We start from the raw sequence: 22,578 nt of genomic DNA on the forward strand, positions 1-22,578 counted from the left end.
ACGCAAATCCCTGAACCAACCACGCGTGAAGTGCCAACCCGGAGCCGATTCGAAAGGACACTGGATTTGAAATCCATACCCCCTGCACCATCGCTCGCCCGCATCGCAGCTGCCGGCACCCTGAGCCTGGGCCTGCTGGCCGGGCTCGGCCTTCCGGCCACCGCCGCCCCCATCCCGCCCAGCAACCCCTCTGCATCCCCCGGCACCTTCACCGAGGCCAACATCGCCGCTGACCGCACGGCTGCCAACTTCTTCTACCGGATCCCCGCCCTGACCTACCTGGGCAACAATGTGGTGTTGGCAGCCTGGGACGGACGTCCCGGCTCAGCGGCCGACGCGCCCAACCCCAACTCGATAGTCCAACTCCGCAGCACTGATGGCGGCCAGACCTGGGGGCCGGTGCAGGTCATCGCTGCGGGTCACGTGGCTGACGCCAGCGGACCCAAATACGGTTACAGCGACCCCTCCTACATCTACGACGCGGAAGCAGGCAAGGTCTTCGCTTTCTTCGTCTACTCCAAGGACCAAGGCTTCGGCGGCAGCCAGTTCGGCAACGACGACGCCGACAGGGCAGTGATCTCCTCGGCAGTCATCGAGTCCTCCGACGGCGGAATCACCTGGAGCCAGCCCCGGCTCATCACCAACGTGACCAAGCCCGGGACCAGCAAGACCAGCCCGGCGGCCGGGGACGTCCGCTCGAACTTTGCCTCCTCCGGCGAAGGCATCCAGCTCAAGTACGGCCAGTACAAGGGCCGGCTCATCCAGCAGTACGCCGGCGATGTGCGCCAGGCCGACGGCACCAACAAGATCCAGGCCTACAGCGTCTATTCGGACGATCACGGCGCCACCTGGCACAAGGGTGCCAACGTCGGTGACCGGATGGACGAAAACAAGACCGTTGAACTCTCCGACGGCCGTGTCCTCCTGAATTCCCGGGACAACGCCAACCAGGGCTACCGCAAGGTGGCCGTTTCCACTGACGGCGGCGCCACGTACGGTCCGGTCACGCAGGACACGGAGCTTCCGGATCCCGCCAACAACGGAGCCATCGCGCGCATGTTCCCGAACGCCGCGCAGGGCTCGGCCGATGCCAGGAAGCTCATTTTCACCAACGCCAACTCCAAGACCGGCCGCGAAAATGTCTCCGCCCGTGTCTCCTGCGACGACGGCGCTACGTGGCCGGGCGTCCGCACCATCCGCTCCGGTTTCTCCGCGTACTCCACTGTGACCCGGCTGGAGGACGGCAAGTTCGGCGTGCTCTACGAGGGCAACTACACGGACAACATGCCGTTCGCCAAGTTCGACGACGCCTGGTTGAACTACGTTTGCGCACCGTTGTCCGTGCCGGCCGTCACCGCTGCTCCCGGAGCTACGCAGCAAGTGCCGGTAACCGTGACAAACCAGGAAGCCACCACGCTCACTGGCGCCAACGCCACTGTTTACACACCCAGCGGCTGGTCGGCCACCACAGTGCCGGTTCCCGATGTCGCGCCGGGAGCCTCGGTCACCGTCAACGTAGCCCTCACCGCACCGGCAAACGCCAGCGGGCCGCAGAACCTCAACGCGGCCTTCACGACGGCGGATGGCCGGGTTTCGCAGTTCACCTTCACCGCCACCGTGCCGGTGGCTCCGCAGGTGGGTCTCACCATCACCGGTTCTGCACCCGCACGCGATGTCGTGGCCAGCCCCTACCAGGTGGGCGAAGTCCTCAGCTACTCGTTCAATGTCAAGAGCACGGCCAACGTCACGGCCAACTCCGTACCGGTCTCGGGAACCTTCGACTCCGGCTTCCTGCCGCCCTCGGCTCCCAACTGCCGGTTCAACAACCTGGCCGCAGGCGCTGCGTACAACTGCACCACTGCCAAGCATGTGATCACGGCTACGGACGTCCAGCGTGGCTACTTCCTTCCGGAGGCGGGCTTCACCATCACTGCCAGCGCGACGCCGTCGCTCAGCAAAACGGTGCAGTTCACTGGTGCTGCGGTCGCGTTGCGCGACGGTCTGCTGACAGCCGACATCAGCGGGGCGCGTGCCGACGTCGGGCGTGACCTCGCAACCCGGCCCTACGCCGCAGGTGAGCTGGTCCCGTACACGTTCACGGTGAAGAACACGAGCCCTTTGGTGGAGAAAACAGTCCCCACCGCCGGCAACTTCAGCCCGTTCCTTCCCGAGGGTCCGGGGAACTGCCGTTACAGCGTGTTGCCGGCGGGGCAGGGTTACGAGTGCACCACCCCGCGGCACACGGTGACTGCCGCCGAAGCCGAGCAGGGCTTCTTCGTCCCGGACACCACCTGGGAGGTCAGCGCTGCCGGCCAAAGCACCAAGACCATTACGGTGAACGGCGGCGAGGTGGACCTCAAAGTGCGCGAACCGAAGCTTGCGGCAACGGTTTCCGCTGAATGGCGGGACGCTGACGGAGATCGTTTCGCCAGCCCCGGTGATCCCGTGACCTACACGTACACGGTGGGCAACGCGGGCAACGTTGCGGTAACCGGGTTGGAGGCCCCCGACGCCGGTATTTCCGCAGCCGCGCTTGCTGAGGGCGCCACGGTGACGTCCACCCGGGAGCATGTCCTGACAGCTGCGGACGTGGCCGCCGGAAGCCTTGCGGCAGTGGGTTTCGAGGCGACGGCCCGCAACGGTGCAACGGAAGTGGCTGCGTCTGCGGCAGCGGATCCGCTGGTACTGACTGTCCAGCCGGCCAAGCCGGGCAACGTGCCTGCGCTGACAGTCCAGGACTTCGACGGCCGGACGCCGCCCTTTGACCTGGGCACGACGGACAAGTACCGGACCGGACAGAAGGTAGAGCTCAAGGGTCTTGAATACGGTCAGTGGTACTACGTCTATCTCAACAAGACGATGTACCGTCTCGGCTGGATCTTCCCCACCACCGACAACACCGTGGAGTTCATCCTGCCTTCGGATGTCAAGAACGGCCGCGACGACGTCGTGGTCCTGGACAAGGATGGCGTGCAGGTTTCGTTTGACCGGCTCCAGGTGACACCCAAGGGCTAGTCGTTTACGGCTGGCTGCACACGACGGACCGCAGGGTTGTTCCCTGCGGTCCGTTGCTGCTTTCCATGACGAATCGCGGCCATTGTGACAAGACAAATTCGCTGAAATGTGCTGTATGTCATATTCGGCTCTCAGTAGATACTCTATGACTCGGCTGGTTGTGCGGCTTTGACAAGAACTGTCAAAGGTTCAACCATCTGAAAGTTGACAGGCCTTGGCGATGGAGCCCGGGCCTCCTCAGTGAAAGGTGCAACCACTCGTGAAATCACAAGGAAAGAGCTTCGTCAGAAGCGGGGGACTCCGGAAGGCCGCGGTGCTTGCCGTCGGCCTGCCGTTGCTGCTCTCGTCCATGGCGATGCCGGCCCAGGCCGCCCCTGCCCCGGAGGCGCCCGGAAATGTTGCAGGCGTGGCCAAGAAGAACCTTGACCCCGGTTCCTACAAGGACGGCCGCTACATGGTGGTCCTTGCCGAAAAGCCTGCGGCAACCTACGACGGCGGCACGGCAGGGCTCGCGCCGACCAAACCGGAGGAAGGCAAAAAGCTCGACGCCGACAGTGCCGAGGTGAAGGAATACCAGCAGCACCTGCAGCAGAAGCAGCAGGAAGTTGCCCGGCAGGAAAACGTCACCATCAAGCGCGAGTTCACCACCGCCGTCAACGGCTTCAGCGCCAACCTGACCGCGGACCAGGCCATCAACCTTGCCAAGGATCCCAAAGTCCTGATGGTCGCACCGGACACGCAATACGCTCCGGACTACTCCACCACCGACTTCCTGAAGCTCAGCGGCCCCAACGGCACCTGGGCCACCCAGTATGGCGGGCAGGAGAATGCCGGCAAGGGCACGGTCGTGGGCGTCATCGACACCGGCTACACCCCTTCAAACCCGTTCTTCGCCGGTGAGCCCGTGGGGCCGCTGGTCGGCAACCCCCAGGTTGGCGTTCCCTACCGCACTGCGGACGGCAAGATCGCCATGCTCAAGGCCGACGGCGACACTTTCGTCGGCGAATGCCAGCCAGGCACCGGGACGGGCGCCGACTACGACGGCAGCGCCTGCAACTCAAAGGTCCTCAGCACCCACTACTTCGCAGACGCCTTCCTGGAAACAGTTCCCCCGGAAAACCGGGCTCCCGAAGAAGTCATTTCAGCGGTGGACGTGGACAGCCACGGCACCCACACCGCCAGCACGGCAGCAGGCAACGGCAACGTTGACGCCGTCGTGGATGGCAGGAGCTTCGGAACCACCAGCGGCATTGCACCGGCCGCCAAGCTCTCCATCTACAAAGTCTGCTGGGAAGACACCGATCCCGCCACCGGTGGCTGCTACGGCTCCGCTTCCGTGGATGCGATCGAGCAGGCCATCCTGGACGGCGTGGACGTACTGAACTACTCCATTTCCGGTTCCACCACTTCCACCACGGATCCGGTGTCGCTGGCATTCCTGTCCGCAGCGTCAGCCGGCATCTTCGTCGCCACCTCGGCCGGCAACTCCGGACCAACCGCCAGCACCGTCAATCACGGAGCTCCCTGGCTGACCACCGTTGCTGCGACATCCTTCTCCCAGGAACTCCAGGGCACAGTTGAATTCTCCGACGGCAGCAAGTTCCGCGGAGCGAGCATCATGAACCGCGAGGTGAGCGGGGCCGGCGTCGTGCTGTCCACCAACGCCGCAAGCGGCCAAGGTAACGCAGCGCTGTGTGCTCCCGGGTCCCTGGACCCGGGAAAGGTTGCCGGCAAGGTTGTTGTTTGTGACCGTGGCGTGGTTGACCGCACCGCCAAGAGCGCTGAAGTCCTGCGCGGCGGCGGCGTTGGCATGATCCTCGTCAACCTGACGGACTCGTCGCTGGATACTGACAAGCACGTCATTCCTACCGTGCACGTGAACCCGCCCGCCACGCAGACCATCAAGGACAAGGTCACGGCGAACCCGGCCATCACTGTGTCCCTGTTGAACCGCGACACCACGGGACTGCCGGCCGAAGCACAGCCGCAGATCGCCGGGTTCTCCTCGCGCGGGCCGCTGCTTGCCACTGACTCGGACCTGCTGAAGCCGGATGTTTCGGCACCCGGTGTCGCCATCCTCGCGGGTGTATCCCCGATCGGAACCGGCGGCGACAACTTCGGCTTCCTGTCCGGAACGTCCATGGCTTCACCGCACGTGGCCGGTTTCGGCGCATTGATCCTCGGCAAGAACCCGCAGTGGTCTCCGGCTACGGTGAAGTCCGCCATGATGACCACCGCTGGTCCGGTCAAGCTGGCCAACGGCGCCGTCAACAAGGACGTCTTCGCCACCGGCGCCGGACAGGTTGATCCGGCAAAGGTCCTCAACCCTGGCCTGGTCTACGACGCCACCACCGAGGACTACCTGAAGTTCATCCAGGGCACCGGGATGGACCTGGGCATGGAAGGGCTCGGCACCACGGCCGCGCGCGACATGAACGTTCCCTCCTTCGCGCTGGGCAACCTGGCCGGCAAGATCGAAGTCACGCGTACGCTGACTGCGCTGACGCCGGGCACCTACCGGGCCACGGCCAACGTGCCGGGCGTCAACGTCAAGGTGACACCGTCCGTGCTGACCTTCGGTGCGCCCGGTGAAAAGAAGACCTTCAAGGTCCAGTTTGAGAACAAGAACGCCGAACTGGGCAAGTTCGCCATGGGTTCGCTCAACTGGCAGGGTGCCAACAAGACCGTCACCTCGCCGATCGCCGTCCGTCCGCAGTCCGTCATCGCGGACAAGGCCCTGGCCTTCACCGGCACGGGCCCCAATGGCTCGGGCACCATCAACATCACCTCCGGCACCAACCTGCCGGTGGGTGTGACCATTGATGGCCTGTCCAAGGCTGATTCTTCGGCTATCGAGCTGGTTCCCGGCCCGTTTGCCGGCCAAACCAACGCATCCAACTTCGTGAAGAAGGTGACCGTTGGTGAGGGCAGTGCCCTGGCCAAGTTCTCGGTGATCTCCTCCAATGAGGCCGCCGACTTCGACATGCTGGTCCTGACTCCGTCCGGTCAGCAGCTGCCGGCCGCAACGGCATCCGCCAGCGAAACCCTGTCCGTTCCCAACCCGGCCCCGGGCGACTACTTTGTCTACGCCAACCTCTACGCCAGCCCCAACAACCAGCCCACCAAGGCAACCGTTGATGCTGCAGTGCTGGGGGCCAACCAGGGCAACGCCACCGTGACGCCGAATCCGATCCGACTCGCCAACGGCAAGACGGGCCAGATTTGGCTGAACTGGAAGAACCTGGAACCGGGTTCCTACATTGGCCGCCTGACCTTCGCAGGAACCAGCGAGCCGAGCTTCGTCACGGTCCTGGTCAACCCCGGCGGAGCTGTTGTGGTTCCGGATGAGGAAGATCCCAAGAAGGACAAGAAGGACAAGAAGCCGCGGGGCAAGATCCGCGGCGATGAGCCGACACAGAGCAACAACGCCGGCTAAAACTCTGCGGGACACGCAAATGGGCTGAGGACATCCGAATCCGGGCGTCCCCAGCCCATTTGCGTGTCATGAGCCGGAAGTTGCGCCTCCGGTATTGCCCAGCAACGCCGCCATGGTCTTCCACCGGGCGATCTCGCAACCATCCGTCCTGCTGAAATGGCTATGGACTTTACGCCCACGGAACCATCCCCGGACTTCGGCTACCTGCGGGCCCCCGTACTGTTGCGTGCAGATCCGGTCTGGCCGCGGCTGCGGGAAGAAGATCTCCTCCCCGAACTGCTCGACGGCGGCAAGCGCCGCCGTCGCATCCGGCAGGTTTGAGTCGACCGAGTCCGGGTCGGGGGAGAGGACACCCCCTGCCGACCGGAGGTGGAACACCCGGCTGTCAGCGCCCGGTGACTCTGTCAGCGTGACGGTGAGGTCGACGTCGTTTTCGCTTGCGTTTGTGTCGGTGGTGTCGCTGTTGCTTGGGGAAACCATGGTGACCTTTCGCTGGTGGCGTCGGGTGCTCAGGCGGCCGCGCCGCTCAGCTCGTCCAAGAGTGGGCTTACTGCCTGAAGCACGCGGGTCCGCAGCTCCTGGGATTCGGCTGCGAAAGCCCGCTGGTATTCAACGTACTCGGCCTTGCCCTGCGGTGTCTCAATCCTGATGGGCGGGTAGCCCCATTCTTCGAGATCGTACGGAGAGGCCTGCATGTCCATGGCCCGGATCCGCCACGACAACTCAAAGCAGTCCATCACCAGCCCGCTTGGCAACGCGGGCGTCAGTTTGTAGGCCCACTTGTAAAGGTCCATGTTGGCGTGCAGGCAGCCCGGTTGCTCCATGGTCCGCTGGTTTTCGCGGGTTGGCGTGAGCTCATTAAGGGGCAAGGCGTCGGGGGTGTAGAAGCGGAAGGCATCGAAGTGGGAGCAGCGGATCCGGTTCTCTTCCACCACGGTGTCAGTACCCTCGCCGCCCAGCCTGAGCTTGAGGTATTCGTGGCGCAGCTCGAACTTTTCCTGCCGGTACACCATGGCCCACTCGTGCAGGCCGAAGCAGCCGAACTGGGCCGGACGTTTCGCGGTCCCGGAGAGGATGATGCCCGCGAAGCGGACGGCCTCGGCGCGGTCGGCCAGGAAACCGGCCCGGTCGAAGGTGACCGCCGGTGTACCGGAGGGCAGCCCCAGCGAGGCGAGTTCGCCGTCGTCGGGTGTCCTGTAGAACTTCCACGCGCTGCGCTCCAATGCCCGCTCACCGCTGAGGACTACGGCATCCCCGGGGTGCCAGCGAAGCAACTGGCCCGGCTTCTGGGTGTAGTAGGTGAAGAGGAAGTCCTCCACGGGGTGCTTCTTCCCGGCCGAACGCCGGGCCAAGTACGGGTCCGCATAGCGTGCGACCCGAGTGTGATGGGCAGCCTCCAGCCCAAGCCATTCCTCTTGGGGGAGGTGTCGCAGCCTAGAAACCGCCATCTGATCCGAGGACGCTCTTGGCGACGTCCCACATACCGATCTGGCAGCCGTCGGTGCGGTTGAAGGCCGCGACTACTTCCTTGCCGTCCACGGCGCCGGTCACCTTGGCGGTTGCGGGGCCGCCGTACTGCATGGTGCAGGCCCGGTCGGCCCGGGGCGGAGCCGGGTTGAGCATGGAGGGGTTGTTCTTGATCGCGGCGCATGCTTCGGCGGCCGACGGGTGGTTGCTCTCCGCGGCGGGAGTTCCGCCCGTGCAGACAAGGGTGAAGGTCTTGGGCGCGGCCTCGGGGGTTTCCAGGAGTGTGATGCTCAGTTCAGCGTCGCCGCGTCCGGCCGTTGCCGATTGGCTGCCGCCCGCCGTCGGGGTGCTGCTGGTGGAGGGGCTGCCGGGTGCTGTACTGCTGCTTGAAGGGCCCGACGTCGGCGCCTGGGTTGGGCTGCCTGTGGAACCTGGTGCGGGGGCACCGGAGCATGCGGCGAGGCTTGCGACAGCAAGTATTGCCAGTAACGGGCGGACACTTCGCATGCTCATGGGATCTCCTAGGTTGCCTCCATTTTACGTGGCTCGTCGGCCGTGCGCTGAGTGGCGGCAATCAGGCCGGTCATCGCTTGGTGGAGCTCGGCTACTTCTTCGCGGCTGAGGTGCAGGCGATTGCGGATTTCGCCGGGCACAGCCGTGGCCTGTGCGCGGAGGGCCGCTCCCTTGTCAGTGAGTGTGATGGCCAGTGCGCGCTCATTACCGGGCACGCGCTCGCGGGTGATGAGCTGTGCTTCTTCCAGGCGTTTGAGCAAGGGGGAGAGGGTGGCGGGATCGTGGAGCAGGCTGTCGCTGATGTCCTTCAACGTCCTCGGGCTGCGTTCCCACAGTGCCAACATCACCAAGTACTGGGGGTGGGTCAGGCCGAGCTTTTCAAGAACGGGCTTGTAGACACCCACAACACTGCGCGAGGCTACGGTGAGGGCAAAGCACAGTTGGCGCTCCAGAAGGAGGTCATCGGTTTCCTGGCTGGTATCGCTGATGGTCGTCATGGCTTCCTCCTGCTTGCTGCACTGACGAGGCTACACCGAACCAATTAGTTAGTGTACTAATGATTAGCGTACTATGAACGTATAGAGTCGTCGAACACTGAGGAGTCGATCCGCGTGGCAAAGGAATCCTTCACCCGGAAATTCATGCGCGCAACCGGAAAGTTTCGCGTGATTTTTGGCCCGGCACACAGCAGCTCCCTGGATCACGAAATGACGGAAGCCAACCGGAAGCTGCTCGCCCAGCGCCAAGCGGAGACCCAGCAGTGGGAAACCCTCCGCCGTCCGGATGGCAGCACCTACGTAGTTCCCCGCAATCCGGACGACAAGTCCCTGCGCTAAACCCCTTCTCCTCTCGCCGAGGTGGCAGTTAATGACAATGCCGGGCAGGCGGTTTCAGCTTGCTAGTGCAACACCATCGATTATTTTGGTCAGTCTTTCAGTTGGGGTGTCCCATTGGAGTGTTTGACGCGGTCGGATGTTGAGCAGGTGCTGGGTGTGGGCGAGTTCTTCGTCGCTGACCTGGTTGAAGTTCGTGCCTTTGGGGTGGATATCGCGGACCAGTCCGTTGGTGTTCTCGTTCGTGCCGCGTTGCCAGGGTGAGTGCGGGTCACAGAAGAACAGCTGGCAGCCGGTCGCTACTGTGAACTTGGCGTGTTGAGCCATTTCCGTGCCTTGGTCCCAGGTGATCGTTTTAAGGATCGCCTGGGGCAGGGTGTGGATCATTTTCTGCATGACCTCGATGACCGTCGCGCTGTCCCTGGCTCCCGGCAGCCGGCCCAGCAAAGTGAACCGTGAGGAGCGCTCGACCAAGGTGACGATCCCGGAGTTACCGGGACCCACGACCAAATCACCTTCCCAATGGCCGGGCACGGCCCGGTCCTGGACTTCGGCGGGCCGGTCGCTCAGCCGGGCCCCTTCAAGCCAGGGCCTTACGTTCCTGGCAGGCAGCTTTGATTGGGGCTTACGACCGGTCCGGCCCGAACGTAGGGCCTTCTCCACGGCAAGTTCATGCCGCAAGGCACCCCGGCCCTGCACGTAAAGGGCTTGGTAAATTGACTCGTGGGACACGTGCATCTCCGGCTGCTCGGGGAACGTCTTCTTCAGGTCCGCAGCGCTCTGTTGAGGTGAGAAACGCTGGTTCAAGCGTGCCACGACCTCCTTCCACACCGCCGTTCCCGCAGAGAGCTTCACGGGCCGGTTCCGTCTACGGCGGACCAGTGCCCGGTGTTGGGCAACCCCGGCGTCGTAATAGCGCCGGGCCCAATGCTCGATACTGTGTCGGCGGATCTCCCGGGACACCGTTGATGGATGCACGCCCAACTCCTTGGCGATCTGTCGCATGGAACGCGGCTCCGGCAAGCCCAGACAGGCCTTGATATAAGCCCGGTCCTCCAAAGTCAGCCGCCGGTACCTTCGCTCCTTATCCCGCGAAAGCACCTCCGAAGCCATCGGAAGACGCACGCCACCACCAGGGCCGGAGATAAGTTCCATGCCCGCTAGTTTCGCCCAATGCGACACCGCTTGCCGGGACACCCCAGCCGCGGCAGCACTTCGTCCCGTGTCCTCACCCGCCAGCAAGTGCTCATACGCACACGCACGAACCGACCACGGCAACTTCTTGACCATGACACCCCTCCAACTCCAGGGGTGTTGCACTAGCCACCTGAAGACGCCGCACTCGGATTGTCATTAACTGTCAACTCGGCGCACGGCCGACCCGGAGCCTTTTCGGGCCTGCGGGCGTAAAATTGGCTCACTGAACGGCACGCACCAGCCCTGCCGCTTTTTCGCTCTCCGGTAAGAAGGGAGGTGGAAAACATGGGACGCAGAATGGAAGGCTTCGTCCATGTGACCGAGCGGCTGCAGTCCGTTTTTGGACCGGCAACCCACGGCGATACGGACAGCCCCGTGGTGCATAAGCACGATGATTTCGAATCCGCTTCCGAGGAAGACCTGAAGCACTTCGATATCGAGACTGACTCCGAGGGTCACCACTACGCAGTCCGCAATGACGATCCCGGGCCCACCACCACTGACTATGCCCTGTAGGACTATGCCCTGTAGCGGGGCATGAGGTGCCGAAGGGCCGGACCGCGAACTCCGGCCCTTCCTTGCGTGCCGGCAAACGCGCCACCTTGACCCCGGTTTGGTGGCCGTGCCACTGTTGAGCAACTAGTCAGCATGCTTATTATGTAATTGCACGGTAGGTGCTGGCGTACTAAGGGGGCCGTCAATGAGTTTCCATGAAGATGCAGCAGGAGTTCCGGGCGGTTCGGCACGCCCGGACCGGGCCGGTTCCGGGCACCACGAGCGGGTGATCCCACCGCCCGCGCCAGGCCACGCCCGGCCCACCCGCACCGCAGCCCTGTGGGTAGCGGTGGCAGTCGGCCTGGTGGTCCTGGTGATGCTGATTGTGTTCTTCGTCCAGAACCAGGACATGATCACCGTCCGGTTCTTCGGGCTGGAGGGGACACTCGCCCTGGGCACCACGCTCTTCATCGCAGCGGTGGGTGGCGGAGTGCTGGTTGCCCTCGCCGGGGGAGCGCGCATCCTTCAACTCCGAATGGGCAATCATCGGCGCAAGAAGGTCGTGGGCGGTCCGGGAACGGCACCCTAGATTCATACGGCGCCCAGGTTTAACTGCGGAAGGACCGGAGCACATGCTCCGGTCCTTCCGCAATTTAATCCCGACGCCGGCACTCCCTGACGACGTTCAGTCCGCCGGGGTGTTGGGGTCGTCTTAGCCTTCGCAGTCAGTGCAGTAGGCAACGCCATCTTTTTCGCGCGCAATTTGCGAGCGGTGGCGGACCAGGAAACAAGAGTTGCAAGTGAACTCGTCGTTTGCCTGCGGGATGACCTGGATGACCAGTTCCTCGGCGACGATTTCGCCACCGGGGCCATTGGCGTCAAGGCCGTCGGTTTCGTCCAGTTCCAGCACGACGCTCTTGGCCGTGGGGGCGCTGGCAGATTGAAGAGCCTGGAGCGACTGCTCCTGGTTCTCTTTTACATCGGTACGGAGTTCGTCGTAATCGGCTGCCACTTTTTAATGCCTCTTCGTGTTAGGGGGTTACCGGGTATGCAACGTACAGCATGCCATGAAAATTCCATACCATACCCCAGTTCTACAGCTTGTGGCGAAAACCACGTGCGTGGCGGTCAAAAAAAGGCTGCCACGCACGGAGATCCTACTCCTGTATTACCGGAGTTCTATGTCAAGGAACTGGAATTCGTCAGCTGCATGGCGACCCACCAGCAGGCGGAACGTGCCCTGCTCAAATTGCCAGCCGCCGTCGTAATGCGCAAATGCCTTGGCGGGGATCCGGACCTCCACGCTCTCGGTGCCGGCTGGAGCGAGGTGCGTTCCGGCGTAACCGGCCAACCAGCGGACCGGGCGCTCAACCGCGGAGGCCGGTCGGTCCAGGTAAACCTGCACCACTTCGCGGCCTGTACGCGAGCCCGTGTTCCTGACGGGCACGTGGACCACAACATCGTTCCCCGCCGTGACCACCTGCGGTGCGTGGGCGGTCCCGAGATCGAACGTCGTGTATCCGAGGCCGTAGCCGAACGGGATGGCCGGCTTGGCTCCCCCTTCGGCTTCCTGCTTCAGCCACGCGCGGTAGCCGACGTGGATTCCCTCGGAGTAGACCACCTTGCCGTCAACGGGCGTGGTGCTCAGTACGGGGACGTCCTCCAGCGCGGCCGGCCAGGTGGTGGGAAGGCGGCCGCCGGGCTCTTCCTTGCCCAACAGGATGTCGGCTATCGCGCTGCCGAATTCCTGGCCTCCGAACCAGCCCAACAGGACCGCATCCACCGTGTCGAGCCAAGGCATCACCACCGGTGAGCCGGAATTCACCACCACCACTGTCCGCGGGTTGGCTGCCGCCACGGCCTCCACCAGGTGGTTCTGATAGCCGGGGAGGTCAAGGTTCTTCCGGTCGAAGCCCTCCGATTCGATCGTTGCGTTGGTACCCACCACGACGACGACGACATCGGCCGCCCTGGCGGCCTCCACTGCCGCGTCGATCTCGGCCTGTGGATCAGCTACCACCGTTTCCTCGCCCAGGAGAATCGCGGTGAACGGAATGACCTGCTGCTTGGGCAGTTGGTATTCGGCCTCGATCCGCACGGTCTGCCCGGCAGCGGCTTCGATTGGGTGGGTTGTCTTGGGCGGGTCGAACAGCGCGGCGCCGAGGACTTCCGTGTCATCCTCAAGTTCACTGTTGAATACCGCTGCTCCGTCCAGGGCGAAACGGATCTGGCCCACAGTACCGACGCCCAGATGGTGCACGCCCGCTGTTTCGGCAGTCCAGTCCGTTTCCATCCGGATGGAGGCGGCACCATCGGGAATCCCCACACCGAACCAGATCAGGTGGGACGCCAGGCGGTCCTCACCCGAAATTTCCGAGCCGTCCTCCGCGAGGAACGTCACCCGGATTCCCGGAACGCCGGACACCGGGTTGTGCAGGCTCGTGCGGGGGAACGCCTGGATGCCCTCGGCCACCTTGGCGCCGCGCGCATAGGTGACTTTGACGTCGTCGGGCAATGCTTTCCGGAGGCCTTCGAGCGGGGACACGGTGTACTTGGGCATGACGGTGGCGCTGCCGCCGCCCTGCGTGCGGGCCTCGTCGGCGTTGTGGCCGATCACCGCGACGCTGCTGAGCGCCTTGGCATCCAGCGGCAGGAGGCCCTTGTTGCGGGCCAGGACGGCCCCGCGGACCGCAACTTCACGCGCGACGGCGGCCCCGTCAAGCTGCGTCGGAAGCTGGGTCACCGCAGGTTCGAAACCCTCCAATGAGCCCACGCGGGCTGCCAGGCGAAGGATGCGGGTGACCTTTTCAAGGATGGCGTCACGGCTGACCAGGCCATCATGGACGGCGGCGAGTAGCTTGGGGCCCCAGTGGCCCACCGGGCCAGGCATTTCGAGGTCCTGGTGCGCGTTGGCGGCGTCGACTGAGCGGACGCCCGTCCAGTCGGAAAGCACTACGCCGTCGAAGCCCCATTCGGTGGATAGCGGAGTTTCGAGGAGCTTGTTCTCGCTGGCAGTGGTCCCGTTGATGGAGTTGTAGGAGCTCATGACCAGCCAGGCGCGGGCCTCGGTGATGGCGTCTTCGAACGCCGCAAGGTAGAGCTCGCGCAAGGGCCGCTCGTCCACCACGGAGTCCGCCGTGAAGCGCTCGGTCTCGGCTTCGTTGGCGAGGTAGTGCTTGGGCGTTGCGCCGACACCCATGGACTGCACTCCGGCGACGTACCCGGCTGCCATGGTTGCCGTGAGCCGCGGGTCTTCGCTCATGCATTCGAAGTGCCGGCCGCCCAGCGGGGAGCGGTGCAGGTTGATGGTGGGACCGAGGACGGCGTCGACGCCCTTGCGCCGCGCTTCCTGGCCCAGGATCTGGCCGTAGCGGTGGGCGGTTTCGACACTCCACGTAGCCGATAACGCCGAGGGGGACGGAAGGGAAACGGAATCGTGGCGCTCGTCGAAGTCTTCGCCACGGACTCCGGCTGGGCCATCCGACAGCACCATGCGCGCCAGGCCGATCTCCGGGATGGCGTGCGTGGACCAAACGTCCGCCCCTGTCAGAAGCCGGATCTGCTGCTCAAGGCTGAGGCTCCGGGCGAGTTCGCGGATCTTCGTGTCGGCGCCCTGGCCTTCGGCGGGCGGGACGGTGACGGCGGCCGGGAGTGTCGGGTTCATTTCATGACTCCTTCGTGGCCCATCGTTGGGCATCTTTGTTGAGTCTAATCGTCAAAATCTAGTATGACTAGGTTTTCGTTTGCTCATCTACACTGAACGAATGTCATCGTCGAAGGCCCGGGGTCAGTACGCAAAGGGTGCGGAACGCCGCGAACAGATCATCCAGACGGCCACGGACGTCTTCGCTACGGAAGGCTTCGAAGGAACAGCGCTCAAGCGGGTCGCCGAGCTTGTGGGGGTCAAGGAAGCGACGCTTTTCCACTATTTCAAGGGCAAGCAGGAGCTCCTTACAGCGGTCCTCACGGAACGGGACAAGCGCTCTCTGGCGGCAACGGGGCAGAGTGACATCGGGCTGAACCACATGCCCGCCATCGCCGAACGGAATCGGAGCGAGCCCGGGCTGACCACGCTCTACGCGGTCGCATCGGCTACGGCGAACGACCCCGGGCACGACTCCCACGCGTACTTCCAGGAACGCTATTCGGTGATCGTGCGCGAAGTCAGCGCGGACATTGCCCGCCGCCAGGAAGCAGGAGAAGTCCGGACGGATGTTGCAGCGATCCCTCTGGCACGGCTGGTCGTAGCTGCCTTTGACGGCCTTCAATTGCAGTGGTTGTACGACAAAGATGTGGACATGGCCGAGGGGTTGCGGCAATTGACGAACATCCTGCTGGCTCCTGGCGCTTCGGCCCCTGCCGGCGGCGCGGAGGACGACGGCGGTGCAGCCGACGCCGGGGATTCAGCCGGCGCCGGGGCGCCCGGATTGTGATTATGCTTGGAAGATTCTACGCTGCGTAGAATTAGTGCATCACGAGGAGGGCCCGCCCGGGCTGCCCCTCAACAGGCGGGAGGGACATGACGGCACGCACGGTGCGCTTCGCGCGCGGGTGGGCGGGAGCCGTTGCCGCCACCCTCATCGCTGCTGCCTCGCACGTGCTGTCCGGCGGCAACGCGCCGGGAGCCCCTGTCCTGATCCTGTCCTTGGCTCTTTCCGGGCTTGTGTGCATGGCCCTGGCCGGTAAAGTGCTGTCGCTATGGCGTCTTGCCACGGCCGTGCTGGTAAGCCAAACCGTGTTCCATGGCCTGTACAGCCTTGATCCCGGTGCCCACCACGATGTCGGGACCGCGGCCGCAGCAGGGCACGCCGGGCACGGGGCGCACACACTCGCTTCCGTCGCCGCCGCTCCCTCGGACCACTCCTCGCCGTCGATGGTGGTGGGGCACGTCCTCGCAGCCGTCGCCACCATCGCAGTCCTGCGGTACGGCGAGGTCACGGCTGTCCGTTTGCTGGCCGCCCTTGGCCTGCGCCTGATTCCTTTTCTGAGGATCATCCAGCCCTTGGCTGTGAACCCCGGGCCAAACGTCATCCCCTCGGACTGGGCTGTACGCCCGCTGCGCAATCTTGGCGTTCCGTTGCTTGCCATGCGCCATCGAGGACCGCCACGGCGTCCAGCAACGTCCCAGGCGCCCGGCGCCTTCATCACCCTATAAGCCCCGCCACCCCGTGAGGGGAGGCCATCCTTCCACGGACTGCCGGACCTTTTTCACAGGCAGCGGGGCGGGAAGCAGCCATGGCAAGAAAATCCTTGCGTACTTTTTCATGGCGAAACCCAGGACCCGGCGGAGCGTTCCTCCTTGCCGTCTTTGCGCTGTGCATCGCCTTCGGGCTCGTCAGCGCGCCGGCGGCGTCCGCCCATGACCAACTGGTTTCGTCCACACCTTCCACCGGCGAGCGGCTGGCCGTGCCGCCGTCGACCATTGAACTGAAATTCAGTGCACCGTTGCTGGCCATCGGCCACGAAGTCCGCGTCGTAGATGCGGCATCAAAGAACTGGGTCCAGGGCGATTCTGCGCTGGACCGCGGGACCTTGACCCAGCCGCTCGCCCCGGGCATGCCCGACGGGGAGTACCAGGTCAGGTGGCGCGTGGTTTCCAGCGACGGCCACCCCATCAACGGCAGTTACTCATTCCTGGTGGGGGCCGGCGCCACAGCAGGTGCCATCCCGGCCCCCGGAAACACGGCCACCCCCGGTGTTCCTCCCGGATCAGCCGAACCAGGAGCCACGGCCTCCACGGTCCAGGTACCCGATTGGGTGATTGCTGCTGCCCTCGGGGCGGCCGCGGGCCTCGCCTTGTATTTGGGCTGGGGCTTTTTCAAGCGCCGACGCCGGTCCGGCCCGCGGGGCGGCTAAGCCACCAACCTGCCATCCCACCTGTTCCGGAGCCGATTCAGCCCGGTGCAGCACACTACTTTCACAGAGAGCATCACCATGACAAAAAGAAAAGTGATTCCCGTCGTGTCCATCCTGGCAGCGGCCTCGTTGGCCCTGGTGGGTTGCGGACAAAGCAACACACCAAACACCACAGCCCAGTCCGCTTCCCGGTCCTCCCAACCATTGACGGTGAGTGACACGTGGATCAAAGCCGCGGACTCGGGGATGTCGGCCGCGTTCGGGACCATTCGGAACACGAGCGACAAGGATGTGACCGTCGTCAGCGCGGCAGCACCGGTGGCCACCATGGTGGAACTGCACGAAACCGTGATGGGACCGGACGGAACCATGAAAATGCAGGCCAAACAGGGCGGATTCGTCATCCCCGCGAAGGGCGAACTCAAACTCGAGCCCGGGGCGAACCACATCATGCTCATGGACCTGACCAAGCCGGTCCAGGCCGGGGATCAGGTCACCTTCGACCTGAAGACGTCCGACGGCGGCTCGGTCACCTTTACTGCCCAAGCGAAGGACTTCACGGGTGCCAACGAGAACTACACAGCAGGCGAAGGCAGCGGTTCGGCACCCGCTGCGCCAGCCAAGTAGGGCAGCAGCCGTGGGAAGTTCCGGACGGGACAACACCACCCCCAAGCCCGGGCCCGGAGTACGGCGGCGGCACCTCCTCTTTGGCGGTGCTGCCGCGGGCGTCGGAGCATTGGCCGCCGTGGGCACGCAACTCGCCGGGAAACCGGTCCCACCGATGCCAAGTGATTCCGGGGACGGGGCAAACGGTGCCAGGACGGTGCCGTTTTACGGTGACAGGCAGGCGGGCGTTGGCACGGCTGCCCAGGCCCACGGTGTTTTCCTTGCTCTCGACCTGAAGGAAGGGACAACGCCTGAGCGGCTCAAGTCGCTCCTGAAACTGCTGAGTGACGATGCCGCGAACTTGACCCAGGGAAAGGCAGCGCTGGCCGATACAGAGGGTGAATTGGCGCTCCGGCCCGCACGCCTGACGGTCACGTTCGGCTTTGGTCCTAGCCTGTTCCGGGTTGCGGGCACCGTGCCGGTCCCGGACGGCGTATCCGGACTTCCGGCCTTCTCCATCGACAAATTGGTACCGGAGTTCTGCGGAGGTGACCTCCTGCTGCAGATATGCGCCGACGACCCCCTTTCGGTTGCGCACGCCCAGCGCATGCTGCTTAAGGACAGCCGCCGTTTCACCACCGTGCGCTGGGTCCAAACGGGGTTCCGGCGCGCCTACGGCACGGAACAGTCCGGAACGACCATGAGGAACCTTTTTGGCCAGGTGGATGGGACATCGAATCCAGTGCCGGGAAGCGCGGAGTTTGAGAAGGTTGTCTATGGCGACGGCGGTACCGGGTCATGGGCGCCCCATGGAACATCCCTGGTGATCCGCCGGATCAGCATGCACCTGGACAAATGGGACGAGCTGGACAGGTCCGGCCGGGAAGAGTCCGTGGGCCGCAAATTGGCGAACGGCGCTCCGTTGACGGGCACGGCCGAGCACGACGAGCCGGACTTTGCCGCCGTCACGCCCGTCGGGTTTCCGGTCATAGCCGATTTCGCCCATCTGCGGAGGGCGCGCCCGGACGACCCGTCCCAGCGGATTTTCCGGCGGGCCTTCAACTACGACTCCGTTCCCGGGGCCGGGAGCGTGTCGGATTCCGGATTGATTTTCGCGTCCTACCAAGCGGACATCGGCCGGCAGTTCGTTCCCATCCAGCGCCGCCTCGACGAGCTGGACCTGCTGAATCTCTGGACCACGCCCGTGGGTTCGGCCGTCTTCGCGATTCCACCGGGATGCGCTCCCGGCGGTTTCGTCGGCGAAGGGCTTTTCGCCTGAAAGACATGAAGGACCGGAGCACTGGCTCCGGTCCTTCATGTCGTCGTAGCGGCTGGCCTAGCGGCCGGTGCCGCCGTAAACGGTAGCCTCGGCGTCGCCGTCGAGCTCGAACGCATTGTGGATGGCGCGAACGGCGTCATCCAGGGCGTCGGCACTGGTGACAACGGAGATGCGGATTTCCGACGTGGAGATCATGTCGATGTTGATGCCTGCGTCGGAGAGTGCCTTGAAGAAGGTGGCCGAAACGCCGGGGTGGGAACGCATGCCTGCGCCGATGAGGGAGAGCTTGCCTACGTGCTCGTTGTACTCGATGCTCTCGAAGCCGATCTGTCCTTCCGCAGCGCGGAGGGCAGCCAGGGCATCGGCACCTTCCACGATGGGCAGGGTGAACGAAATGTCCGTGCGGCCCGTGCCGTGCGTGGACACGTTTTGGACGATCATGTCGATGTTCGAGTGTGCGTCGGCGATCACCTGGAAGATCGCGGCAGCCTTGCCGGGGATGTCGGGGACGCCCACAACGGTGACCTTGGCTTCGGACCGGTCGTGTGCAACGCCGGAGATGATTGGCTGCTCCAAGGCAACTCCCTCTTCAATCGTGAACTTTTCGTCGGCGCCCGGGATGACCCAGGTGCCTTCCTTCTGGCTGAATGACGAACGGACGTGCAGGGGCACACCAAAGCGGCGGGCGTACTCAACGCAACGCAGGTGGAGAATCTTGGCACCGGAGGCGGCCAGTTCCAGCATTTCCTCGCTGGAAATCCGGTCGATCTTCTGGGCCGACGTCACCACGCGGGGGTCGGCCGTGTAGATGCCGTCCACGTCCGTGTAGATCTCGCACACATCGGCTTCGAGGGCTGCGGCCAGGGCGACCGCAGTGGTATCGGAACCGCCGCGACCCAAAGTGGTGATCTCGTTGGTGCTGCGGCTCATGCCCTGGAAGCCCGCGACGATCGCGATGTGTCCCTTGTCCAGGGCGGTGCGGATGCGGTGCGGGTCGACGGCGATAATTCGCGCCTTGCCGTGGATGCCGTCGGTAATCATGCCGGCCTGGGAACCCGTGAAGGACTGCGCCGAGGCACCGAACTTGTTAATGGCCATGGCAAGGAGGGCCATGGAAATCCGCTCGCCGGCGGACAACAGCATGTCCATCTCGCGGGCAGGTGCGGAGTCCGTCACCTGGGCGGCAAGGTCCAGGAGCTCATCGGTGGTATCACCCATTGCGGAGACAACCACCACGACCTCGTTGCCGGCCTTCTGCGCATCCACGACGCGCTGTGCGACCCGCTTGATGCCATCGGCATCGGCAACCGAGGAGCCGCCGAACTTTTGAACGATCAGCTGCTTGGTAATGGCAGCCTCGTTGGAGAGCTCTTCGATCTTCACTTCGGTAGTGGGCATAGTCATGCGCGCACCCTCACTGCATCAATAGGGTTCGAACGCGGCATGCTGGATTCCAAATTGGAGCACGCCTGCGTAGCTTATTTGCCCAGTTTATCGCCGCGTGGAGTGCTGGCAGGAATTGTGACCATATGGCGGCCACACAAACAGCGGCCGGGGGAGCTCACCACCCGGCAGTGTCCGGAGCGCCCTTGAAAGGACCCACGATGTTCCGCGTAATCCAGCCGCCATAGAAGTTCCCGTCCTGGGGCGTTACCTGCTCGCCATCCACCTCGCAGGAGTCCATCCGGCCGGGGTAGAGGGCCACCCGGGTCCGCAGTGCTTCGAAACCGCGGCTGGGTTCCGGGTAGGTCCATCCGGCACGGGAAGCCACCATCCCGCCTGCCGCGACATCGAAATACCCGGCCATGCCCTTGTATTCGCAGAAGGTGGCGCCGTCCACGGGGACGAGCACCCCGGGCGCAAAGGCATCGAACGGCAGGTAGTAGACGGGCGGATGACTTGTCTCCAGTACCCGCACTGAATCCACGGTGTCAGCAATGACATGGCCACCCAGCCGCACCACGATCCGCTCCGAACGGGCCTCGACCTGCGGCGGCCGCGGATAGTCCCACACCGATTCCTGTCCAGGCGCGGGAGGGATGCGGTGCGGACGCTTGGAACGGGGGAAACCGGGAATGGGGACCATCTCTCCATGGTGCCACCTTCTCCCCGGAATGGATGTCGGTGCCGGTCCGCCCGGCGTACCATCCACATCATGAGGATTGCGTGTGGCAATGGCCGGCGTCCCTGACCATCCAGGCCGCGATGACGGCTGGAATGAGCCCGAGTATGAGGTCATCGGGGGTGGGTTGGTTGATGACCAGCCCCGTACCGGGCAGTCCGGCCATGGTTCCAATCCACCACGCGACGCCGGCTACAAGAACGCAGCCTTCAAGAACGCTGTCGGAATTGCCTGGCGGGATGCCCGGAAGTCCTTTTCATCGTGGCTGTTTTGGCTCTCGTGCTGTTCAGGGGTGGCCCTCGCCGCAGGAACGGCTGCAGGACTGGTCGCCTGGGCTCTGCGGAATGGTTGGATCGAGAACGCGATGCCCGCGGCCACCTTCGTGATCATGGCGGTATTCCTTGGTTTCCCGGCAGCCGTGCTCGGTGTCGTCTGGGGATTCCGGCACGTCCATGAAAGCGTCCTGGTGATGCTTCTGGCAGGGGCTCTGCGGGGGCTGGCTCTGGCTGTGGTGGCGTTGCCGTTTTTGCTCATGCTGGGCATCAGCAGCGGCGGGCCTCTCGCGCTGGCCGGTGCCGCCGTCGTCGTGGTGGTCCTTGAAGTGGCTGTGTTCGAGCTCATGGGGGCCGGTTCGCGTGCTTGCTTCGCAGCTACCGTCCCGGGCGTCGCCCTGGCCTCCGTGCTGGCGGCCTTTTTCTGCGCAGGAAACGTTGCCCTCACCGTTCTCCTGCTGCCCGGAACCACGGAACTTGCCAGCGCTTCAGTCCCCGTGAACGTGGAGCGCGACGACGCCGGGAGAATCACTGCCTATGAGTGTGTTGGCAGCTTGCACCAGGTGGAAGTTGCACACACGGACAGGGTGGCGTGGTTGGCGGCGTCGCACCCGGCCTTGTTGCTAGCCAGCGTCGGGGCGGAGTTTGTTCCGCCGGACAACGACGTAGCCTGGGTTTTGTCCGGGCTCCAGTTCGCGGCTGACGGGCCTGCGAGGGAAGTCCCGTGTCTCGGCGGGGTCTCCAGCGACGGACTGGCACCCGCGGTGCCGGTGGCTCTCACGGGGTTGTTCCTGCAGGGCCTGCTCGCCGCGGTGGTGCTTGCTGCAGGCCGCTGGCTGGCCTCCCGACGGATGACGACTGATTCGGTTTCCGGCTAGATCTTCCGCCGCACGTATTCGGAGATCACGACGCCCGAGTCGAATGCCGTGGTGCCTGCCTCGTCGAAAGCACGTGGCTGGTAGGTGCCGGGTGCAAAGAGCGGAATCCCGTCGCCAAAGAGCAGCGGGCTGCGTTTGAGCACAAGCCTGTCAATTTCATCGGCCAGCTGTGTGGCCAGCTCTCCGCCACCACAGAGCCAGATCGACCGGCCAGGCTCCGACTTCAACCGTCGCACCACCTCTACGGGGTCCTCGGAGGTCAACGTCAGGTTGGGATGTTCGCCCGGGATGTCAGCCTCGGATTTTGTCCGTGAGAACACCACTTGGCGGAGGTGTTGGTACGGGCTTGTCATGCCTACCGGCAGTCCGACGGCGTACGTGTTCCAACCCATCACTACGGTGTCGAACATGGTTCCGGTGCGCTCGATGCCCATGGCATCGGCAATGACCGTGGGGATGGCATCGGCAAAGCGTTCATTCTGGGCGGCCATATGATCGCCCTCCACGGGAAAAGCGTCGAACTCGCCTCCCGGACCGGCAATGTAGCCGTCCAGGCTGACGGCAACGTAGTAGACAAGTTCTCGCACGGGACCCCAATCACGATTGATG

The 22,578-nt window shown here is 64.2% G+C and carries 21 protein-coding genes; 11 read left to right on the top strand and 10 right to left on the bottom strand.

Features of this window, described 5'->3' with window-relative positions; genetic code table 11:
* The first annotated feature begins 66 nt into the window (after positions 1-66).
* A complete protein-coding gene (locus tag ACNAOU_RS02930) occupies positions 67-3,015 on the top strand; it encodes an exo-alpha-sialidase (RefSeq protein WP_422757970.1) in 2,949 nt (982 codons plus the stop codon).
* A 259-nt stretch (positions 3,016-3,274) separates the two neighbouring features.
* Positions 3,275-6,451 carry a S8 family serine peptidase gene (locus ACNAOU_RS02935; RefSeq protein ID WP_422757971.1) on the top strand — a complete coding sequence of 1,059 codons (3,177 nt, stop codon included), beginning with the start codon at positions 3,275-3,277 and terminating at the stop codon, positions 6,449-6,451.
* A gap of 66 nt (positions 6,452-6,517) precedes the next feature.
* Here ACNAOU_RS02935 and ACNAOU_RS02940 read toward each other — a convergent pair whose 3' ends face one another.
* The 4 genes from ACNAOU_RS02940 to ACNAOU_RS02955 are packed head-to-tail and all read right to left on the bottom strand — an operon-like array spanning position 6,518 to position 8,928.
* On the bottom strand, positions 6,518-6,931 hold the full coding sequence (locus ACNAOU_RS02940) for a serine protease inhibitor (RefSeq protein WP_422757972.1): 414 nt from the start codon (positions 6,929-6,931) through the stop codon (positions 6,518-6,520).
* Positions 6,932-6,960: 29 nt separating this feature from the next.
* Entirely contained in the window at positions 6,961-7,899 is a 939-nt protein-coding gene (locus ACNAOU_RS02945) for a hypothetical protein (protein ID WP_035734375.1), read from the bottom strand.
* A complete protein-coding gene (locus ACNAOU_RS02950) occupies positions 7,886-8,431 on the bottom strand; it encodes an SSI family serine proteinase inhibitor (protein WP_039239582.1) in 546 nt (181 codons plus the stop codon). Before ACNAOU_RS02950 ends, ACNAOU_RS02945 begins: the two co-directional genes overlap by 14 nt.
* 8 nt (positions 8,432-8,439) lie before the next feature.
* Positions 8,440-8,928: a MarR family winged helix-turn-helix transcriptional regulator gene (locus ACNAOU_RS02955; protein WP_018779982.1), complete on the bottom strand. Its 489-nt coding sequence runs from the start codon at positions 8,926-8,928 to the stop codon at positions 8,440-8,442.
* A 114-nt stretch (positions 8,929-9,042) separates the two neighbouring features.
* Between ACNAOU_RS02955 and ACNAOU_RS02960 the strand changes: the two genes are divergently transcribed.
* Positions 9,043-9,267: a hypothetical protein gene (locus ACNAOU_RS02960; protein ID WP_018779981.1), complete on the top strand. Its 225-nt coding sequence runs from the start codon at positions 9,043-9,045 to the stop codon at positions 9,265-9,267.
* Between the two features lie 54 nt (positions 9,268-9,321).
* Here the strand turns inward: ACNAOU_RS02960 and ACNAOU_RS02965 are convergent, their stop codons facing one another.
* Complete coding sequence (locus ACNAOU_RS02965) at positions 9,322-10,554, bottom strand: IS30 family transposase (protein WP_422757743.1); 1,233 nt, start codon at positions 10,552-10,554, stop codon at positions 9,322-9,324.
* A 192-nt stretch (positions 10,555-10,746) separates the two neighbouring features.
* On the opposite strand from ACNAOU_RS02965, the gene ACNAOU_RS02970 reads away from it, so the two are divergent.
* Both ACNAOU_RS02970 and ACNAOU_RS02975 read left to right on the top strand, forming a co-directional pair.
* Entirely contained in the window at positions 10,747-10,977 is a 231-nt protein-coding gene (locus tag ACNAOU_RS02970) for a hypothetical protein (protein WP_026267218.1), read from the top strand.
* Positions 10,978-11,161: 184 nt separating this feature from the next.
* Complete coding sequence (locus ACNAOU_RS02975; protein ID WP_039239589.1) at positions 11,162-11,545, top strand: LapA family protein; 384 nt, start codon at positions 11,162-11,164, stop codon at positions 11,543-11,545.
* Between the two features lie 123 nt (positions 11,546-11,668).
* On the opposite strand, the gene ACNAOU_RS02980 is transcribed toward ACNAOU_RS02975, so the two are convergent.
* Positions 11,669-11,968: a DUF4193 domain-containing protein gene (locus tag ACNAOU_RS02980; protein WP_018778105.1), complete on the bottom strand. Its 300-nt coding sequence runs from the start codon at positions 11,966-11,968 to the stop codon at positions 11,669-11,671.
* A 156-nt stretch (positions 11,969-12,124) separates the two neighbouring features.
* The gene (locus ACNAOU_RS02985) at positions 12,125-14,620 is read right to left on the bottom strand and encodes a beta-glucosidase family protein (protein WP_422757973.1); all 2,496 of its coding nucleotides are present in this window, start codon (positions 14,618-14,620) and stop codon (positions 12,125-12,127) included.
* A 100-nt stretch (positions 14,621-14,720) separates the two neighbouring features.
* Between ACNAOU_RS02985 and ACNAOU_RS02990 the strand changes: the two genes are divergently transcribed.
* The 5 genes from ACNAOU_RS02990 (at position 14,721) to ACNAOU_RS03010 (ending at position 18,697) form a co-directional block, all read left to right on the top strand.
* On the top strand, positions 14,721-15,389 hold the full coding sequence (locus tag ACNAOU_RS02990; RefSeq protein ID WP_422757974.1) for a TetR/AcrR family transcriptional regulator: 669 nt from the start codon (positions 14,721-14,723) through the stop codon (positions 15,387-15,389).
* Between the two features lie 86 nt (positions 15,390-15,475).
* Positions 15,476-16,111, top strand: a complete 636-nt coding sequence (locus ACNAOU_RS02995; protein ID WP_422757975.1) for a hypothetical protein — start codon at positions 15,476-15,478, stop codon at positions 16,109-16,111.
* A 95-nt stretch (positions 16,112-16,206) separates the two neighbouring features.
* Entirely contained in the window at positions 16,207-16,812 is a 606-nt protein-coding gene (locus ACNAOU_RS03000) for a copper resistance CopC family protein (protein ID WP_422757977.1), read from the top strand.
* Between the two features lie 78 nt (positions 16,813-16,890).
* On the top strand, positions 16,891-17,439 hold the full coding sequence (locus ACNAOU_RS03005; protein ID WP_422757978.1) for a copper chaperone PCu(A)C: 549 nt from the start codon (positions 16,891-16,893) through the stop codon (positions 17,437-17,439).
* Between the two features lie 10 nt (positions 17,440-17,449).
* Complete coding sequence (locus ACNAOU_RS03010; protein ID WP_422757979.1) at positions 17,450-18,697, top strand: Dyp-type peroxidase; 1,248 nt, start codon at positions 17,450-17,452, stop codon at positions 18,695-18,697.
* Between the two features lie 57 nt (positions 18,698-18,754).
* Here the strand turns inward: ACNAOU_RS03010 and ACNAOU_RS03015 are convergent, their stop codons facing one another.
* Positions 18,755-20,101: an aspartate kinase gene (locus ACNAOU_RS03015; protein ID WP_026267216.1), complete on the bottom strand. Its 1,347-nt coding sequence runs from the start codon at positions 20,099-20,101 to the stop codon at positions 18,755-18,757.
* 157 nt (positions 20,102-20,258) lie between these two features.
* The gene (locus ACNAOU_RS03020; protein WP_179128375.1) at positions 20,259-20,783 is read right to left on the bottom strand and encodes a DUF427 domain-containing protein; all 525 of its coding nucleotides are present in this window, start codon (positions 20,781-20,783) and stop codon (positions 20,259-20,261) included.
* Between the two features lie 88 nt (positions 20,784-20,871).
* On the opposite strand from ACNAOU_RS03020, the gene ACNAOU_RS03025 reads away from it, so the two are divergent.
* Complete coding sequence (locus ACNAOU_RS03025) at positions 20,872-21,969, top strand: hypothetical protein (protein ID WP_422757980.1); 1,098 nt, start codon at positions 20,872-20,874, stop codon at positions 21,967-21,969.
* Here the strand turns inward: ACNAOU_RS03025 and ACNAOU_RS03030 are convergent.
* Positions 21,966-22,556, bottom strand: coding sequence for a dihydrofolate reductase family protein (locus ACNAOU_RS03030; RefSeq protein ID WP_110504907.1), 591 nt, complete (start codon positions 22,554-22,556; stop codon positions 21,966-21,968). The genes ACNAOU_RS03025 and ACNAOU_RS03030 overlap by 4 nt on opposite strands.
* Between the last annotated feature and the right edge of the window lie 22 nt (positions 22,557-22,578).

This window comes from Paenarthrobacter sp. C1 (assembly GCF_049315185.1).
Classification (GTDB): Bacteria; Actinomycetota; Actinomycetes; order Actinomycetales; family Micrococcaceae; genus Arthrobacter; species Arthrobacter nicotinovorans.

Bases quoted from the DNA above. Each gene is read 5' to 3' on its own strand.
- ACNAOU_RS02995 (WP_422757975.1), top strand. From the start codon at position 15,476: ATGACGGCACGCACGGTGCGCTTCGCGCGCGGGTGGGCGGGAGCCGTT.
- ACNAOU_RS02990 (WP_422757974.1), top strand. From the start codon at position 14,721: ATGTCATCGTCGAAGGCCCGGGGTCAGTACGCAAAGGGTGCGGAACGC.
- ACNAOU_RS02950 (WP_039239582.1), bottom strand. From the start codon at position 8,431: ATGAGCATGCGAAGTGTCCGCCCGTTACTGGCAATACTTGCTGTCGCA.
- ACNAOU_RS03020 (WP_179128375.1), bottom strand. From the start codon at position 20,783: ATGGTCCCCATTCCCGGTTTCCCCCGTTCCAAGCGTCCGCACCGCATC.
- ACNAOU_RS02965 (WP_422757743.1), bottom strand. From the start codon at position 10,554: ATGGTCAAGAAGTTGCCGTGGTCGGTTCGTGCGTGTGCGTATGAGCAC.
- ACNAOU_RS03005 (WP_422757978.1), top strand. From the start codon at position 16,891: ATGACAAAAAGAAAAGTGATTCCCGTCGTGTCCATCCTGGCAGCGGCC.
- ACNAOU_RS03015 (WP_026267216.1), bottom strand. From the start codon at position 20,101: ATGACTATGCCCACTACCGAAGTGAAGATCGAAGAGCTCTCCAACGAG.
- ACNAOU_RS02985 (WP_422757973.1), bottom strand. From the start codon at position 14,620: ATGAACCCGACACTCCCGGCCGCCGTCACCGTCCCGCCCGCCGAAGGC.
- ACNAOU_RS02955 (WP_018779982.1), bottom strand. From the start codon at position 8,928: ATGACGACCATCAGCGATACCAGCCAGGAAACCGATGACCTCCTTCTG.
- ACNAOU_RS02945 (WP_035734375.1), bottom strand. From the start codon at position 7,899: ATGGCGGTTTCTAGGCTGCGACACCTCCCCCAAGAGGAATGGCTTGGG.
- ACNAOU_RS03025 (WP_422757980.1), top strand. From the start codon at position 20,872: ATGGCCGGCGTCCCTGACCATCCAGGCCGCGATGACGGCTGGAATGAG.
- ACNAOU_RS02975 (WP_039239589.1), top strand. From the start codon at position 11,162: ATGAGTTTCCATGAAGATGCAGCAGGAGTTCCGGGCGGTTCGGCACGC.
- ACNAOU_RS02970 (WP_026267218.1), top strand. From the start codon at position 10,747: ATGGGACGCAGAATGGAAGGCTTCGTCCATGTGACCGAGCGGCTGCAG.
- ACNAOU_RS02940 (WP_422757972.1), bottom strand. From the start codon at position 6,931: ATGGTTTCCCCAAGCAACAGCGACACCACCGACACAAACGCAAGCGAA.